The organism is Cupriavidus consociatus (genome assembly GCF_017814975.1).
Taxonomy (GTDB): Bacteria; Pseudomonadota; Gammaproteobacteria; order Burkholderiales; family Burkholderiaceae; genus Cupriavidus; species Cupriavidus consociatus.
This window is the reverse complement of the sequence record NZ_JAGIQA010000030.1, coordinates 34430-47922: the sequence shown is the minus strand read 5'-3', so window position 1 is coordinate 47922 and position 13493 is coordinate 34430. Positions and strand designations below refer to the sequence as shown.

Here is a 13493-nt window from a genome sequence, read left to right as displayed (position 1 = left end):
AAGAGCGAGAAGAAGACATGATTGACTGGATTACCTCGCAAGGGCAGGGCGTGCTGGGCGCGTACTGGACGCCGCTGTGGATCCTGATCCGCGCCGTGCTGATCGTGGTGCCCCTGCTGCTGTGCGTGGCTTACCTGATCCTGTGGGAGCGCAAGCTGATCGGCTGGATGCACGTGCGCCTGGGCCCGAACCGCGTCGGCCCGCTCGGCCTGCTGCAGCCGATCGCCGACGTGCTGAAGCTGCTGCTCAAGGAAGTCATGATGCCGACGCAGGTCAGCCGCGGCATGTACCTGATCGCGCCGCTGATGGTGCTGATGCCTGCCGTCGCGGTCTGGGCCGTGATTCCGTTCCAGGCCGAAGTGGTGATGGCGGACGTCAACGCCGGCCTGCTGTACGTGATGGCGATCAGCTCGGTTGGCGTGTACGGCGTGATCCTGGCCGGCTGGGCCTCGAACTCCAAGTACGCCTTCATCGGCGCCATGCGTGCCGCGGCACAGATGGTGTCGTATGAAATCGCCATGGGCTTCGCGCTGGTGACGGTGCTGATGGTTGCCGGCAGCCTGAACCTGTCGGCCATCGTCAACGGCCAGAACACCGGCTACTTCGCCGACATGGGCATCAACATCCTGTCGTGGAACTGGCTGCCGCTGCTGCCGATGTTCGGCGTCTACTTCATCTCGGGCGTGGCCGAAACCAACCGCCACCCGTTCGACGTGGTGGAAGGCGAGTCGGAAATCGTGGCCGGCCACATGATCGAGTATTCGGGCATGGGCTTCGCGCTGTTCTTCCTGGCCGAGTACATCAACATGATCATCATCTCGGCGATGACCGCGCTGATGTTCCTCGGCGGCTGGGCGCCTCCGTTCTCGAGCGTGATCACCAACGCGGTCCCCGGCTTCTTCTGGCTGCTGATCAAGGTTTTCCTGCTGTTGTCGGTCTTTATCTGGATCCGTGCCTCGTTCCCGCGCTACCGCTATGACCAGATCATGCGCCTGGGCTGGAAGGTGTTCATTCCGCTGACCGTGGCATGGCTGATCATCGTGGCGATCTGGATCAAGTCGCCGTGGAACATCTGGCACTGAACAGCCAGACGACGGTGCGTCGTTGCAATGCCGCAGTGCGCACCGCGTGGAAATACTAGGAAGCAATCGTCATGCTGCTCGCCATCAAGGACTTCTTCAACAGCCTGCTCCTGAAGGAACTCTTCAAGGGCATGGCGCTGACCGGCCGCTATCTCTTCGCGCGCAAGGTCACCGTCCAGTTCCCGGAAGAGAAAACGCCGATCTCGCCGCGCTTCCGTGGCCTGCACGCGCTGCGCCGTTATCCGAACGGCGAAGAGCGCTGCATTGCCTGCAAGCTGTGCGAAGCGGTGTGCCCGGCGCTGGCCATCACCATCGAGTCGGACGTGCGCAACGACGGCACGCGCCGTACCACCCGCTACGACATCGACCTGACCAAGTGCATCTTCTGCGGTTTCTGCGAAGAGGCCTGCCCGGTCGACGCCATCGTGGAAACGCAGATCCTGGAGTACCACGGCGAGAAGCGCGGCGACCTGTACTTCACCAAGGACATGCTGCTGGCAGTGGGCGACCGCTACGAGCCGCAGATCGCGGCGGCCAAGGCTGCCGACGCCAAGTATCGCTGACCGGCGCATGCGCCAAACGGCAGGGCGGCCACCAGTATCAGACCTGGCTGCTTCTGCCACCGAATTTGAATACGGTCCCTTCAACATGAGGGGCCAAAGCAAGGATGCCGCAGGAGCGGGCCACCCGAAGGGGAAGGCTTGTGCCGGACGGCCCTGAGAGGATCCGATAGGAACCATGGAACTCACGACCACCATCTTCTATGTCTTTGCGCTGGTGCTGGTGCTCTCCGCACTGAAAGTCATCACTGCGAAGAACCCGGTGCATTCCGCACTGTTCCTCGTGCTGTCGTTCTTCACGGCAGCCGCGATCTGGATGCTGCTCAAGGCGGAATTCCTCGCCATCCTGCTGGTGCTGGTCTATGTCGGCGCGGTGATGGTGCTGTTCCTGTTCGTGGTGATGATGATCGATATCGATATCGAGCACCTGCGCCGCGACTTCTGGACCTACGTGCCGATGGCCTCGGTGGTGGGTGCGCTGATCATTGCCGAGATGGCGATCGTGCTGGTGCGCAACTTCATCGGCACCACCACGCCGGTCGCCGCCAGTGGGTCGCACGAGCCGGGCTACACGAATACCGGCGCGCTCGGCAAGCTGATCTACACCGACTACATCTACGCCTTCGAAGTGGCCGGCATCATCCTGCTGGTGGCCATCATCGCCGCCGTGGCGCTGACCCTGCGCCGCCGCAAGGACACCAAGGCCCAGGACGTGTCGGCGCAGCTGCGCACCCGCCGCGACGAGCGCGTGCGCCTGGTGCCGATGCAGGCCGAAGTCCAGAACCCGCAGACGGAAGCCGCGGCTGCCGCCAATAAGAACTAAAGCCCGGAGAAACGCTGTGCTCTCTCTCGCCCACTTCCTCGTGCTCGGTGCGATCCTGTTTGCGATCAGCATCGTCGGCATCTTCCTGAACCGCAAGAACGTGATCGTGCTGCTGATGGCGATCGAACTGATGCTGCTTGCGGTGAACATCAACTTCGTCGCCTTCTCGCATTACTTGGGCGACCTGGCTGGTCAGGTTTTCGTTTTCTTCATCCTTACGGTGGCCGCCGCCGAGTCGGCAATCGGTCTGGCAATCCTGGTCGTGCTGTTCCGCAACCTGGATACGATCAACGTGGACGACATGGACACCCTGAAGTACTGATCCGTGCCGCACTACGCAGATAACCCAGACTCACCGACCGCACACCAATAAGCGTCCTATGGCAACCACGCTCAACCCCAACCTGCTGCTCGCGATTCCGCTGGCGCCGCTAGTCGGCTCCGCGATCGCCGGCCTGTTCGGTACCAAGTTCTTTGGCCTGTTTTCCTCGGAGTCGCGCGGCGGCCGGACCGTGGCCCACACCTCGACCATCCTGGGCGTGGCCATTGCCTGCGTGCTGTCGGTGATGGTGCTGCTCGACGTGATGAACGGCGCCGGCTACAACGGCACCGTGTACGAGTGGATGGCCATTGGCAGCCTGAAGATGGAGGTCGGCTTCCTGGTCGACTCGCTGACGGCGATGATGATGGTCGTGGTGACCTTCGTCTCGCTGATGGTGCATATCTACACCGTCGGCTACATGGACGGGGATCCCGGCTACAACCGCTTCTTTGCCTACATCTCGCTTTTCACCTTCTCGATGCTGATGCTGGTGATGAGCAACAACTTCCTGCAGCTGTTCTTCGGCTGGGAAGCGGTGGGCCTGGTGTCGTACCTGCTGATCGGCTTCTGGTACACGCGCCCGACCGCGATCTTCGCCAACCTGAAGGCGTTCCTGGTCAACCGCGTCGGTGACTTCGGCTTTATCCTGGGCATCGGCCTGCTGCTGGCCTACAGCGGCAGCATGAACTACACCGAAGTATTCGCTGCGCGCGACCAGCTGGCTACCGTGGTTTTCCCGGGCACAGACTGGATGATGATCACTGTCGCGTGCATCTGCCTGTTCATCGGCGCGATGGGCAAGTCGGCGCAGTTCCCGCTGCACGTCTGGCTGCCTGACTCGATGGAAGGCCCGACCCCGATTTCCGCACTGATCCACGCGGCAACGATGGTGACCGCCGGCATCTTCATGGTCGCGCGCATGTCGCCGCTGTTCGAGCTGTCGGATGCCGCGCTGTCGTTCGTGCTGGTGATCGGCGCCATCACCGCGCTGTTCATGGGCTTCCTGGGCATCATCCAGAACGACATCAAGCGCGTGGTCGCGTACTCGACGCTGTCGCAGCTGGGCTACATGACCGTGGCGCTGGGCGCATCGGCCTACTCGGTGGCCGTGTTCCACCTGATGACGCACGCCTTCTTCAAGGCGCTGCTGTTCCTGGGCGCGGGCTCGGTCATCATCGGCATGCACCACGACCAGGACATCCGCAACATGGGCGGCCTGCGCAAGTACATGCCGATCACCTGGATCACGTCGCTGGTGGGTTCGCTGGCGCTGATCGGCACGCCGTTCTTCGCGGGCTTCTATTCCAAGGACTCGATCATCGAGGCCGTGGCCGAGTCGCACATCGCCGGTTCCGGCTTTGCCTACTTCGCCGTGCTGGCCGGTGTGTTCGTGACCGCGTTCTACTCGTTCCGCATGTACTTCCTGGTCTTCCACGGCAAGGAGCGCTGGGGCCAGAACCATGCGCACCAGCACCATGAGGGCGACCACGAGGACGAGGAAGTCTCGCACGACCATCACCATGGCCTGGCCGCCGGCGAGAAGCCGCACGAGTCGCCGTGGGTGGTGACGCTGCCGCTGGTGCTGCTGGCGATCCCCTCGGTGATCATCGGCGCCATCGCGATCGAGCCGATGCTGTTCGGCAACTTCTTCAAGATGGGCATCGCCTTCAAGGACGTGATCTTCGTCGGCGAGAACCACCACGCCATGGCCGAGCTGAAGGAAGCCTTCCACGGCTGGGTGCCGATGGCGATTCACTCCCTGACCACGCCCGTGCTGTGGCTGGCCGTTGCGGGTGTCGTGCTGTCGTGGTTCTTCTACATGAAGCGCCCGGATATCCCCGAGGCTATCGCGAACCGCTTCTCGGGCCTGTACAAGCTGCTGGACAACAAGTACTACATGGACGCCATCAACCAGGCCGTGTTCGCCCGTGGCGCACGCCTGCTCGGTACCGGCCTGTGGAAGGGCGGCGACCAGAGCCTGATCGACGGCCTGTTCGTCAACGGCGCGGCGCGCGTGGTGGCTTCGTTTGCTTCGGCCAGCCGCTACCTGCAGTCGGGCTATATCTACCACTACGCATTTGCGATGATCGTCGGCATGCTGGTGCTGCTGACGCTGACGGTCACCGGTGTGATCGGCACCAAGTGATAGGCACCAAGTAAGGAAAACATAGAAATGGTTCTGTCTTTCTCAATCTGGCTGCCTGTCTTTTTCGGCCTGCTGATCCTGGCCTTCGGCTCGGACCGCAGCCCGGGCTTTGTGCGGTGGATGTCGCTGTTCGGCTCGATCGTCAGCTTCGTCGTCACGTTGCCGCTGGTGTTCCACTTTGACCGCGCCACCGCGGCGATGCAGTTCGTCGAGAAGGCGGACTGGATCCAGCGCTTCAACATCCAGTACCTGCTGGGCGTCGACGGCATCTCGATGTGGTTCGTAGTGCTGACCGCCTTCATCACGGTGATCGTAGTGATCTCGGCCTGGGAAGTGATCACCGAGCGCGTGGCCGAGTACATGGCCTCGTTCCTGATCCTGTCCGGCCTGATGGTCGGCGTGTTCTGCGCGCTCGACGGCATGCTGTTCTACGTGTTCTTCGAGGCCACGCTGATCCCGATGTACATCATCATCGGCGTCTGGGGCGGCGCGAACCGCGTCTACGCGGCCTTCAAGTTCTTCCTCTATACGCTGCTGGGCTCGCTGCTGACGCTGGTTGCGCTGCTGTACCTGTACAACAAGACCGGCACCTTCCAGATCCTGGAATGGCACCAGGCCAAGCTGTCGATGAACGAGCAGATTGCGCTGTTCATTGCCTTCTTCGCCGCCTTCTCGGTCAAGGTGCCGATGTGGCCGGTGCACACCTGGCTGCCCGATGCCCACGTGGAAGCGCCGACCGGCGGTTCGGTGGTGCTGGCCGCCATCATGCTGAAGCTGGGCGCCTACGGTTTCCTGCGGTTCTCGCTGCCGATCGCGCCCGACGCGAGCCACTACCTGGCTCCGTTCATCATCACGATCTCGCTGATCGCCGTCATCTACATCGGCCTGGTCGCGCTGGTGCAGGCCGACATGAAGAAGCTGGTGGCATACTCGTCGATCGCCCACATGGGCTTCGTCACGCTGGGCTTCTTCATCTTCAGCGACATCGGCATCGAGGGCGGCATTGTGCAGATGATCTCGCACGGCTTTATCTCGGGCGCCATGTTCCTGTGTATCGGCGTGCTGTATGACCGCGTGCACTCGCGCCAGATTGCCGACTACGGTGGCGTGGTGAACACCATGCCGAAGTTCGCGGCACTGGTGGTGTTCTTCGCGATGGCCAACTGCGGCCTGCCTGCCACCTCGGGATTCGTTGGCGAATTCATGGTGATCCTGGGCGCGGTCAAGTTCGACTTCTGGATCGGCCTGCTGGCCGCCACCGCCCTGATCTTCGGCGCCGCCTACTCGCTGTGGATGGTCAAGCGCGTGATCTTCGGCGACGTCGTGCACCAGCACGTGCACGAGCTGGTCGACCTGAACAAGCGTGAGTTCGTCATGCTCGGCCTGCTGGCCATCATGACGCTGTACATGGGCCTGCACCCGAAGCCCTTTACCGACGTGATGCACCCGTCCGTGGTCAACCTGCTGCAGCACGCGGCGCAGTCGAAGCTGTAATCGGGGAGAGATATCAACATGCAACCGTCCTCGACACTCGCCCCCGTGGCGCCGATTATCTTCCTGGCGATCGCCATCGCCGCGATCAACTGGATCGACCTGGCCCGGGGCAAGGGCAAGCAGAGCGTGGCCTATCCGCTGTCGCTGCTGACCACGGCGGTGCTGACCGTCTGGTTCGGCATGAATGCCGCTGCCGGCGAAACGCACTATGCGTTCTCCAACCTGGTGGTGATCGACCCGATGGCCAACGTGCTGTCCGCGTTCTGCGCGGCCGGCCTGTTCATCACGCTGGTCTATACGCGCAGCTACCTGGCCGATCGCGACATGTTCGCCGGCGAGTTCTACATGCTGGCGCTGTTCACGCTGGGCGGCCAGATCGTGATGATCACCGGCAACAACTTCCTGACCCTGTACCTGGGCCTGGAACTGCTGTCGCTGTCGTCCTATGCGCTGGTGGCGCTGCGCCGCGAGTCGCGCGTGACGTCTGAATCGGCGATGAAGTACTTCGTGCTGGGCGCGCTGGCTTCGGGCTTCCTGCTGTACGGCATCTCGATGATGTACGGCGCCACCGGTTCGCTGAACCTGGGCGAGGTGTTCCGCGTGGTCGAGTCGGGCCGCGTCAACACCACGATGCTGGCGTTCGGCGTGGTGTTCATCGTCGCCGGCCTGTCGTTCAAGCTGGGTGCCGCGCCGTTCCACATGTGGATTCCGGACATCTACCAGGGTTCGCCGACCGCCGTGACGCTGCTGATCGCGGGCGGCCCGAAGGTTGCCGCGTTCGCGCTGATCATCCGCGTGCTGGTGGAAGGCCTGCTGCCGCTGGCCAATGACTGGCAGATGATGCTGGTGGTGCTGTCGATCGTGTCGCTGGCGATCGGCAACCTGACCGCCATCGTCCAGTCCAACCTGAAGCGGATGCTGGCGTATTCGACCATCTCGCACATGGGCTTCGTGCTGCTGGGCATGCTGTCCGGCGTGGTAGCCAACAAGGCTGATGGCGCCGCCGATGCGTACAGCGCGTCGATGTTCTACTCGGTGACCTACCTGCTGACCACGCTGGGCACCTTCGGCATCATCCTGCTGCGCACCAACAAGGGCTTCGAGGCGGAGACGCTGGAAGACCTGAAGGGCATGTCGCGCCGCAATCCTTGGTTCGCCTTCCTGATGCTGGTGATGATGTTCTCGCTGGCCGGCATCCCGCCGACCGTGGGCTTCTACGCCAAGCTGGCGGTGCTGGATGCGGTGGTCAAGGCCGGCATGAGCTGGCTGGCCGTGGTCGCGGTGATGTTCTCGCTGATCGGCGCCTTCTACTACCTGCGCATCGTCAAGCTGATGTACTTCGATGAGCCGGCTGGCGAAGAGCAGCTGGAAGCGACCGCCGGCCTGCGCTCGATGCTGACGCTGAACGGCGCCGCCGTGATCGTGCTGGGCTTTTTCCCGGCAGCGCTGATGAACCTGTGCTACCAGGCCATCCGCTCGACCCTGGGCTCCTGATCCGCCAACTTCCATGAGCGCATCCGCAAGCGGCTGGTTTGTCATCCTGCTGGCACTCGTCAGTGCGAACCTGCCGTTTGTGAACCAGCGCCTGTTCATGGCGATTCCGCTCCGGTGGGCGCGCAAGCCGCTGTGGCTGCGCCTGCTGGAGCTGATCGTCTGGTACACGGTGGCCGGTGCCGCCGGTTTCGCGGTCGAGGCCAGCCTCGGCAATGCCTTCCCGCAGGGCTGGCAGTTCTACGCCATCACCGCCTGCATGATGCTGGTGTTCGCCTTCCCGGGCTTCACCTGGCAATACCTCGTCAAACACCGCACGGCCTGAAGCCGGTCTTGTCGGCGCCGGGCCTGCCTGATCCGGAGCGTCCATGACCGACAAGATCCAACGCGGCACCCACTCTCTCGCCGATCCCGCCGGCCACACCGCGAACGACGACGCACTGAAGGAAGTCTGCGTCGCCTCGGCCACGGTCCATCGCGGCAAGTTCCTCACGCTGAAGCAAGACATCGTCCGCCTGCCCGATGGCAAGCAGACCGGGCGCGAATACATCGTACATCCGGGCGCGGTGATGATGATCCCGTTGTTCGACGACGGCACCGTATTGATGGAAAGGCAGTTCCGCTATCCGGTCGGCGAAGTCATGCTGGAATTCCCGGCCGGCAAGCTCGACCCGCAAGAGGGCGCGCAACGCTGCGGCGAGCGCGAGCTGCAGGAAGAGACCGGCTATACGGCCCGGCGCTGGGACTACCTGACGCGCATCCACCCGGTCATCTCTTACTCGACCGAATTCATCGATATTTTCCTGGCGCGCGACCTGACGCACGGCGAGGCGCAGCTGGACGACGGCGAGTTCCTGGAGACGTTCATCACGCCGGTGGGGCAGGTGATCGACTGGGTGCGCAGCGGCCGCATCAGCGATGTGAAGACCATCATCGGCGCTTTCTGGCTGGAGAAAGTCATTTCCGGCGCGTGGCAGCCGGGCGAGCAGGCGCTGCCGCGCTGAGTCTCGCCGGCAGCGGGGCGCGCACTGCGTTAAGCTGGTTGTGGGGCGGGCAATGCAGGTGCCGAAAACTGCATGTTCGTTCTACGAACGGTCGTTCGAAAAAATTTAGCACGACCGTTCACAAAATTTCGATTCGCGGATAATATAGCTTTTGACGGGCTGGAAAGATCATGAAGGTGCTCGACCTGCGCTGCGCGCATGACCATCGTTTCGAGGGCTGGTTTGCCTCGGAGGAAGAAGCGCAGTCGCAAATCGCGCGCGACCTCGTCCAATGCCCGGTCTGTGGCGACCACGCCGTAACCCGGCTGCCCAGCGCGCCGCGCCTGAACCTGTCAGGCGCGAACGCGCCGAAGGCCTCAGCCAGGCCGGCGCAGCCAGCGGCAACCGCCGCCGCACCGGCGACACTGCAGGCGCTGTACACGAAGGCAGTGAAGCAGGTGCTGGCACAGACCGAGGACGTTGGCGACCGCTTTGCCGAGGAGGCAAGGCGCATGCACTACGACGAAGCGCCGGAGCGCGGGATCCGCGGCTCGGCTTCGCCGGAGGAAGTGCAGGCGCTGGCCGAGGAGGGCATCGAGACTTTCCCGCTTATCGTGCCGGATGCGCTGAAGCAGACGGCTCACTGAATTGCGTCCTGTGCCCGTTGCTGTCGGCGCATGACGCGCAAGGCAGAACAAACCGCCGGCAGCCTGAGACGATGCCGGCACCATCATGGAGACGGGCATGGATCTCAACTACTCGGCGTCCGACAACGCCTTCCGCGAGGAAGTGCGTAGCTGGCTCGAAGCCAACTTGCCGGCGGACATCCGCAGCAAGATTCTCAACCACCGCCGTCCGAACCGCGATGACCTGGTGCGCTGGCACAAGATCCTTGCTGGCAAAGGCTGGTCGGCGCCGCACTGGCCCGTCCAGTTCGGCGGCACCGGCTGGAACGCCACCCAGCGCCACATCTGGGACGAAGAGAACGCCCGCGTCGGCGCGCCCGGCGTGCTGCCGTTCGGCGTGGCCATGGTGGCGCCCGTGATCATGAAGTACGGCAACGAGCAGCAGAAGTCGTACTACCTGCCGCGCATCCTCGACTGCACCGACTGGTGGTGCCAGGGCTACTCCGAGCCGGGCTCGGGTTCGGACCTGGCTTCGGTAAAGACCCGCGCCGAGCTGACCTCGGACGGCAAGCACTACATCGTCAACGGCCAGAAGACCTGGACCACGCTCGGCCAGCACGCCGACATGATCTTCTGCCTGGTCCGCACTGACCCGGAAGCCAAGAAGCAGGAAGGCATCTCGTTCCTGCTGATCGACATGAAGACTCCGGGTATCACCGTGCGCCCGATCATCATGCTCGACGAAGAGCATGAAGTGAACGAGGTCTTCTTCGACAACGTCAAGGTGCCGGTCGAGAACCGCGTCGGCGAAGAGAACAAGGGCTGGACCTACGCCAAGTACCTGCTCGGCCATGAGCGTACCGGCATTGCGCGCGTGGGCAACTCCAAGCGCGAGCTGGGCTTCCTCAAGCGCGTGGCGCGCCAGCAGCAGAAGAATGGCAAGCCGCTGCTGGAGGATCCGGTGTTCGGTGCCAAGGTGGCCGCGCTGGAAATCGAACTGATGGCGCTGGAGATCACCGTGCTGCGCGTGGTGTCGAGCGAAGCCGCCGGCAAGGGCCCCGGTCCCGAGGCGTCGATGCTCAAGATCAAGGGCACCGAGATCCAGCAGCTGCTGACCGAGCTGATGGTCGAGGCTGTCGGCCCGTACGCCCAGCCGTTCGACACGGCCTACCTGGAGTGCGAGACCGAGCACGCGGTGACCGGCTACGACGACGCCGCGCCGCTGTCAGCGTACTACTTCAACTATCGCAAGACCTCCATCTACGGCGGGTCCAACGAAATTCAGAAGAACATCATCAGCCAGATGATTCTGGGGCTGTGAGGAGACACGTAACATGAACTTCAATCTCAGCGACGAACAGAAGCAACTGGCCGACGCCGTCCGCCGTTTTGTCGAGAAGGACTACGGCTTCGAGGATCGCAAGAAGAACTACGAAAGTGCCGCCGGCTACGGCGAATCCGCATGGGGCTCGCTGGTCGAGCTTGGCCTGACCGCACTGCCGGTGCCGGAAGCGCAGGGCGGTTTCTCGGGCAAGGCGCTCGACATGATGGTGGTGCAGCAGGAACTGGGCCGCGGCCTGGTGGTGGAGCCGTACCTGGCCACCGTGGTGGGTGCCTACGCACTGGGCCTGGCCGGCGGCCAGGACGCGCTGCTGGAGCAGGTCGCCGGCGGCGAGCTGAAGCTGGCGGTGGCCTTCAACGAGCCGCAGGCGCGCTATGAACTGAACAACGTGCGCGTCAGCGCCCGCGACGGCAAGCTCAACGGCCGAAAGACCGTGGTGCTGCATGGCGCGCAGGCCGACAAGCTGGTCGTGTCGGCGCGCAGCAGCGGCGGCGATGCCGACCAGGATGGCATCTCGCTGTTCCTGGTCGATGCCAAGGGCGCCGGTGTCAGCATCAAGGACTATCGCACCATCGACAACCTGCGCGCGGCCGACATCACCTTCCAGGACGCGCCGGCGCAGCTGCTGGGCGAGGCCGGCAAGGGCTTCGCGCTGGTCGAGCAGGTGGCTGACTATGCCGCGGTGCTGCTGTGCGCCGAGGCCGTAGGCGTGATGGACACGCTCAACGCGGCCACGCTGGAATACGCCAAGACGCGCCAGCAGTTCGGCCAGCCGATCGCACGCTTCCAGGCGCTGCAGCACCGCATGGTCGAGATGTTCATCCATGCCGAGCAATCGCGCTCGATCACGCTGCTGGCCGCGGCCCGCTTTGAAGAGGCAACGCCGGAAGAGCGCCGCCGCTACGTCTCCGCCGCCAAGGCGCGCGTGGGGCAGGCAGCGCGCACGGTCGGCCAGGAAGCGGTGCAGATCCATGGCGGCATGGGCGTGACCAACGAACTGCCGGCCGCGCACATGTTCAAGCGCCTGACGCTGATCAACACTACGTTTGGCGACGTGGATCACCACCTGGGCCGGTTTGCTGCCCAGCCGGGGTTCCAGGAAGCAGCCTGACGCAAATTGCCGGGAAGCCATGCATTCCGCCGGTTTGCTCCCCTCTCCCGCTTGCGGGAGAGGGGCAGGGGGTGAGGGCAGGCGCTGGCAAACCGACGCGCTGTGCTTCGTTGATGCTCAGGCCCTCACCCCCACCCCTCTCCCACTTCGCGGGAGAGGGGAGCCTTCACCAGTGGAGGTGGCTTGCGTACCGCGTCCTGACCGCGCCATAGGCCTCGGCCTTGGCGCGGTTTTTCTTTGCGCGCTGTTAGGGGCGGGTTCGGCAAATACGGACGCTCGCCCCTGGCATGCATGCGATCATCGTCAGAACAGGCCATGGCCATCCCAAGCTGACAGTTACGGAGAGACAAGCAATGCTGTATTTCGAGGATTTTGAGGTCGGCAGCCGCCGCGAACTGGGCTCCTACGTCGTCACCGAGGAAGAGCTCCTCGCCTTTGCCCGCCAGTACGACCCGCAGCCGTTCCATATCGACAAGGAAGCCGCCGCCAGCAGCATCTACGGCGGGCTGATCTCGAGCGGCTGGATGACGTGCTCGATCATGATGCGCCTGCTGGTGCTGAGCACCACCGGCAAGTCGGCCAGCATGGGCTCGCCCGGCGTGGACGAGATCCGCTGGATCAAGCCGGTCTATGCCGGTGACACGCTGACCGTGGTGCTCAACGTGCTGGACACTCGGCCCTCGCAATCGAAGCCGGACCGCGGCATCGTGCATACCCAGTGGGAAGCCACCAACCAGCGCGGCGAACTGGTCTGCACCGTCAAGGGCATGGGCATGTACGGCCGCCGCCCCGCATAACGACACATCCACACACCCATCGAGGAGACAACCAAAATGCGTACCATCGCAACGCTGGAAGAACTGGAAGGCCTGCAGGGGCAGGAAGTCGCGGTCAGCGACTGGATGGAGGTGACCCAGCAGCAGGTCAACCAGTTTGCCGAGGCCACCGGCGACCACCAGTGGATCCACGTCGACGTGGAACGCGCCAAGAAGGAGTCGCCCTATGGCGCCCCGATCGCCCATGGCTTCCTGACGCTGTCGCTGTTGCCCAAGTTCATGCATAACGCGCTGCACATGCCGTCGAAGATCGGCGTCAACTACGGCCTGAACCGCGTGCGATTCACTGCGCCCGTGCCGGTGGGCAGCAAATTGCGGGCACGAATCAAGCTGCTCAAGGTCGAACGGCTCGATCCGCTGCCGAAGTCGCCGGAGCTGGCGGGTGCCCAGTCCACCTGGGAGGTGACGATCGAGCGCGAGGGCAGCGACCGTCCGGTATGTGTCGCGGAGTCGATTTCCCGCCGTTACGGATGACCTGGGAAATTGCCGTGTGAGGTTGTCGTGCGACAAAGTTTCTGGTGCACTGCGACAATATGCCACACAACAATGCCGCACCCACAAAGCCGCGCCAATGCGCGGCTTTGTGCATATTTATAGTCGAAATTGTGATCTTGACGGCAATCAAGTGCTGCGATGCGACGACAGCACATGATTGTCCGTTTATCTGAACTCTGTGT

Annotated in this window: 14 protein-coding genes; all 14 read left to right on the top strand. The window is 63.3% G+C overall.

Going from position 1 to position 13493, the window contains the following annotated elements; genetic code table 11:
- Positions 1 to 17: 17 nt before the first annotated feature.
- The 14 genes from nuoH (at position 18) to J8I82_RS30365 (ending at position 13290) form a co-directional block, all read left to right on the top strand.
- Positions 18 to 1082 (top strand): NADH-quinone oxidoreductase subunit NuoH, encoded by a 1065-nt coding sequence (gene nuoH / locus J8I82_RS30430; protein ID WP_209763254.1) that lies wholly within the window; start codon positions 18 to 20, stop codon positions 1080 to 1082.
- Positions 1083 to 1153: 71 nt separating this feature from the next.
- Entirely contained in the window at positions 1154 to 1645 is a 492-nt protein-coding gene (gene nuoI, locus J8I82_RS30425) for an NADH-quinone oxidoreductase subunit NuoI (protein WP_022534067.1), read from the top strand.
- Between the two features lie 175 nt (positions 1646 to 1820).
- Positions 1821 to 2465 (top strand): NADH-quinone oxidoreductase subunit J, encoded by a 645-nt coding sequence (locus J8I82_RS30420; RefSeq protein WP_209763251.1) that lies wholly within the window; start codon positions 1821 to 1823, stop codon positions 2463 to 2465.
- A 16-nt stretch (positions 2466 to 2481) separates the two neighbouring features.
- On the top strand, positions 2482 to 2787 hold the full coding sequence (nuoK, locus tag J8I82_RS30415) for an NADH-quinone oxidoreductase subunit NuoK (RefSeq protein ID WP_029044763.1): 306 nt from the start codon (positions 2482 to 2484) through the stop codon (positions 2785 to 2787).
- A 58-nt stretch (positions 2788 to 2845) separates the two neighbouring features.
- A complete protein-coding gene (nuoL, locus tag J8I82_RS30410; RefSeq protein ID WP_209763249.1) occupies positions 2846 to 4933 on the top strand; it encodes an NADH-quinone oxidoreductase subunit L in 2088 nt (695 codons plus the stop codon).
- A gap of 27 nt (positions 4934 to 4960) precedes the next feature.
- The gene (locus tag J8I82_RS30405; RefSeq protein WP_209763248.1) at positions 4961 to 6427 is read left to right on the top strand and encodes an NADH-quinone oxidoreductase subunit M; all 1467 of its coding nucleotides are present in this window, start codon (positions 4961 to 4963) and stop codon (positions 6425 to 6427) included.
- An 18-nt stretch (positions 6428 to 6445) separates the two neighbouring features.
- The gene (gene nuoN, locus J8I82_RS30400; protein ID WP_209763246.1) at positions 6446 to 7921 is read left to right on the top strand and encodes an NADH-quinone oxidoreductase subunit NuoN; all 1476 of its coding nucleotides are present in this window, start codon (positions 6446 to 6448) and stop codon (positions 7919 to 7921) included.
- A gap of 13 nt (positions 7922 to 7934) precedes the next feature.
- On the top strand, positions 7935 to 8243 hold the full coding sequence (locus J8I82_RS30395; protein WP_209763244.1) for a DUF2818 family protein: 309 nt from the start codon (positions 7935 to 7937) through the stop codon (positions 8241 to 8243).
- A gap of 43 nt (positions 8244 to 8286) precedes the next feature.
- Positions 8287 to 8922, top strand: coding sequence for an NUDIX domain-containing protein (locus J8I82_RS30390; protein ID WP_209763242.1), 636 nt, complete (start codon positions 8287 to 8289; stop codon positions 8920 to 8922).
- A 170-nt stretch (positions 8923 to 9092) separates the two neighbouring features.
- On the top strand, positions 9093 to 9548 hold the full coding sequence (locus J8I82_RS30385; protein WP_209763240.1) for a DUF1178 family protein: 456 nt from the start codon (positions 9093 to 9095) through the stop codon (positions 9546 to 9548).
- 97 nt (positions 9549 to 9645) lie between these two features.
- Positions 9646 to 10848 carry an acyl-CoA dehydrogenase family protein gene (locus J8I82_RS30380; protein WP_133094174.1) on the top strand — a complete coding sequence of 401 codons (1203 nt, stop codon included), beginning with the start codon at positions 9646 to 9648 and terminating at the stop codon, positions 10846 to 10848.
- Between the two features lie 13 nt (positions 10849 to 10861).
- A complete protein-coding gene (locus tag J8I82_RS30375; RefSeq protein ID WP_209763238.1) occupies positions 10862 to 11980 on the top strand; it encodes an acyl-CoA dehydrogenase family protein in 1119 nt (372 codons plus the stop codon).
- A gap of 353 nt (positions 11981 to 12333) precedes the next feature.
- Positions 12334 to 12777, top strand: a complete 444-nt coding sequence (locus tag J8I82_RS30370; protein ID WP_029044754.1) for a MaoC family dehydratase — start codon at positions 12334 to 12336, stop codon at positions 12775 to 12777.
- A gap of 36 nt (positions 12778 to 12813) precedes the next feature.
- Complete coding sequence (locus J8I82_RS30365; RefSeq protein WP_209763236.1) at positions 12814 to 13290, top strand: MaoC family dehydratase; 477 nt, start codon at positions 12814 to 12816, stop codon at positions 13288 to 13290.
- Positions 13291 to 13493 lie beyond the last annotated feature (203 nt).

Excerpts from the sequence above, each read along its gene's own strand:
- J8I82_RS30365 (WP_209763236.1), top strand. The coding sequence starts at position 12,814 with ATGCGTACCATCGCAACGCTGGAAGAACTGGAAGGCCTGCAGGGGCAG.
- nuoN (WP_209763246.1), top strand. The coding sequence starts at position 6,446 with ATGCAACCGTCCTCGACACTCGCCCCCGTGGCGCCGATTATCTTCCTG.
- J8I82_RS30380 (WP_133094174.1), top strand. The coding sequence starts at position 9,646 with ATGGATCTCAACTACTCGGCGTCCGACAACGCCTTCCGCGAGGAAGTG.
- J8I82_RS30395 (WP_209763244.1), top strand. The coding sequence starts at position 7,935 with ATGAGCGCATCCGCAAGCGGCTGGTTTGTCATCCTGCTGGCACTCGTC.
- J8I82_RS30420 (WP_209763251.1), top strand. The coding sequence starts at position 1,821 with ATGGAACTCACGACCACCATCTTCTATGTCTTTGCGCTGGTGCTGGTG.
- nuoH (WP_209763254.1), top strand. The coding sequence starts at position 18 with ATGATTGACTGGATTACCTCGCAAGGGCAGGGCGTGCTGGGCGCGTAC.
- nuoI (WP_022534067.1), top strand. The coding sequence starts at position 1,154 with ATGCTGCTCGCCATCAAGGACTTCTTCAACAGCCTGCTCCTGAAGGAA.
- J8I82_RS30385 (WP_209763240.1), top strand. The coding sequence starts at position 9,093 with ATGAAGGTGCTCGACCTGCGCTGCGCGCATGACCATCGTTTCGAGGGC.
- J8I82_RS30390 (WP_209763242.1), top strand. The coding sequence starts at position 8,287 with ATGACCGACAAGATCCAACGCGGCACCCACTCTCTCGCCGATCCCGCC.
- nuoL (WP_209763249.1), top strand. The coding sequence starts at position 2,846 with ATGGCAACCACGCTCAACCCCAACCTGCTGCTCGCGATTCCGCTGGCG.
- J8I82_RS30405 (WP_209763248.1), top strand. The coding sequence starts at position 4,961 with ATGGTTCTGTCTTTCTCAATCTGGCTGCCTGTCTTTTTCGGCCTGCTG.
- J8I82_RS30370 (WP_029044754.1), top strand. The coding sequence starts at position 12,334 with ATGCTGTATTTCGAGGATTTTGAGGTCGGCAGCCGCCGCGAACTGGGC.
- J8I82_RS30375 (WP_209763238.1), top strand. The coding sequence starts at position 10,862 with ATGAACTTCAATCTCAGCGACGAACAGAAGCAACTGGCCGACGCCGTC.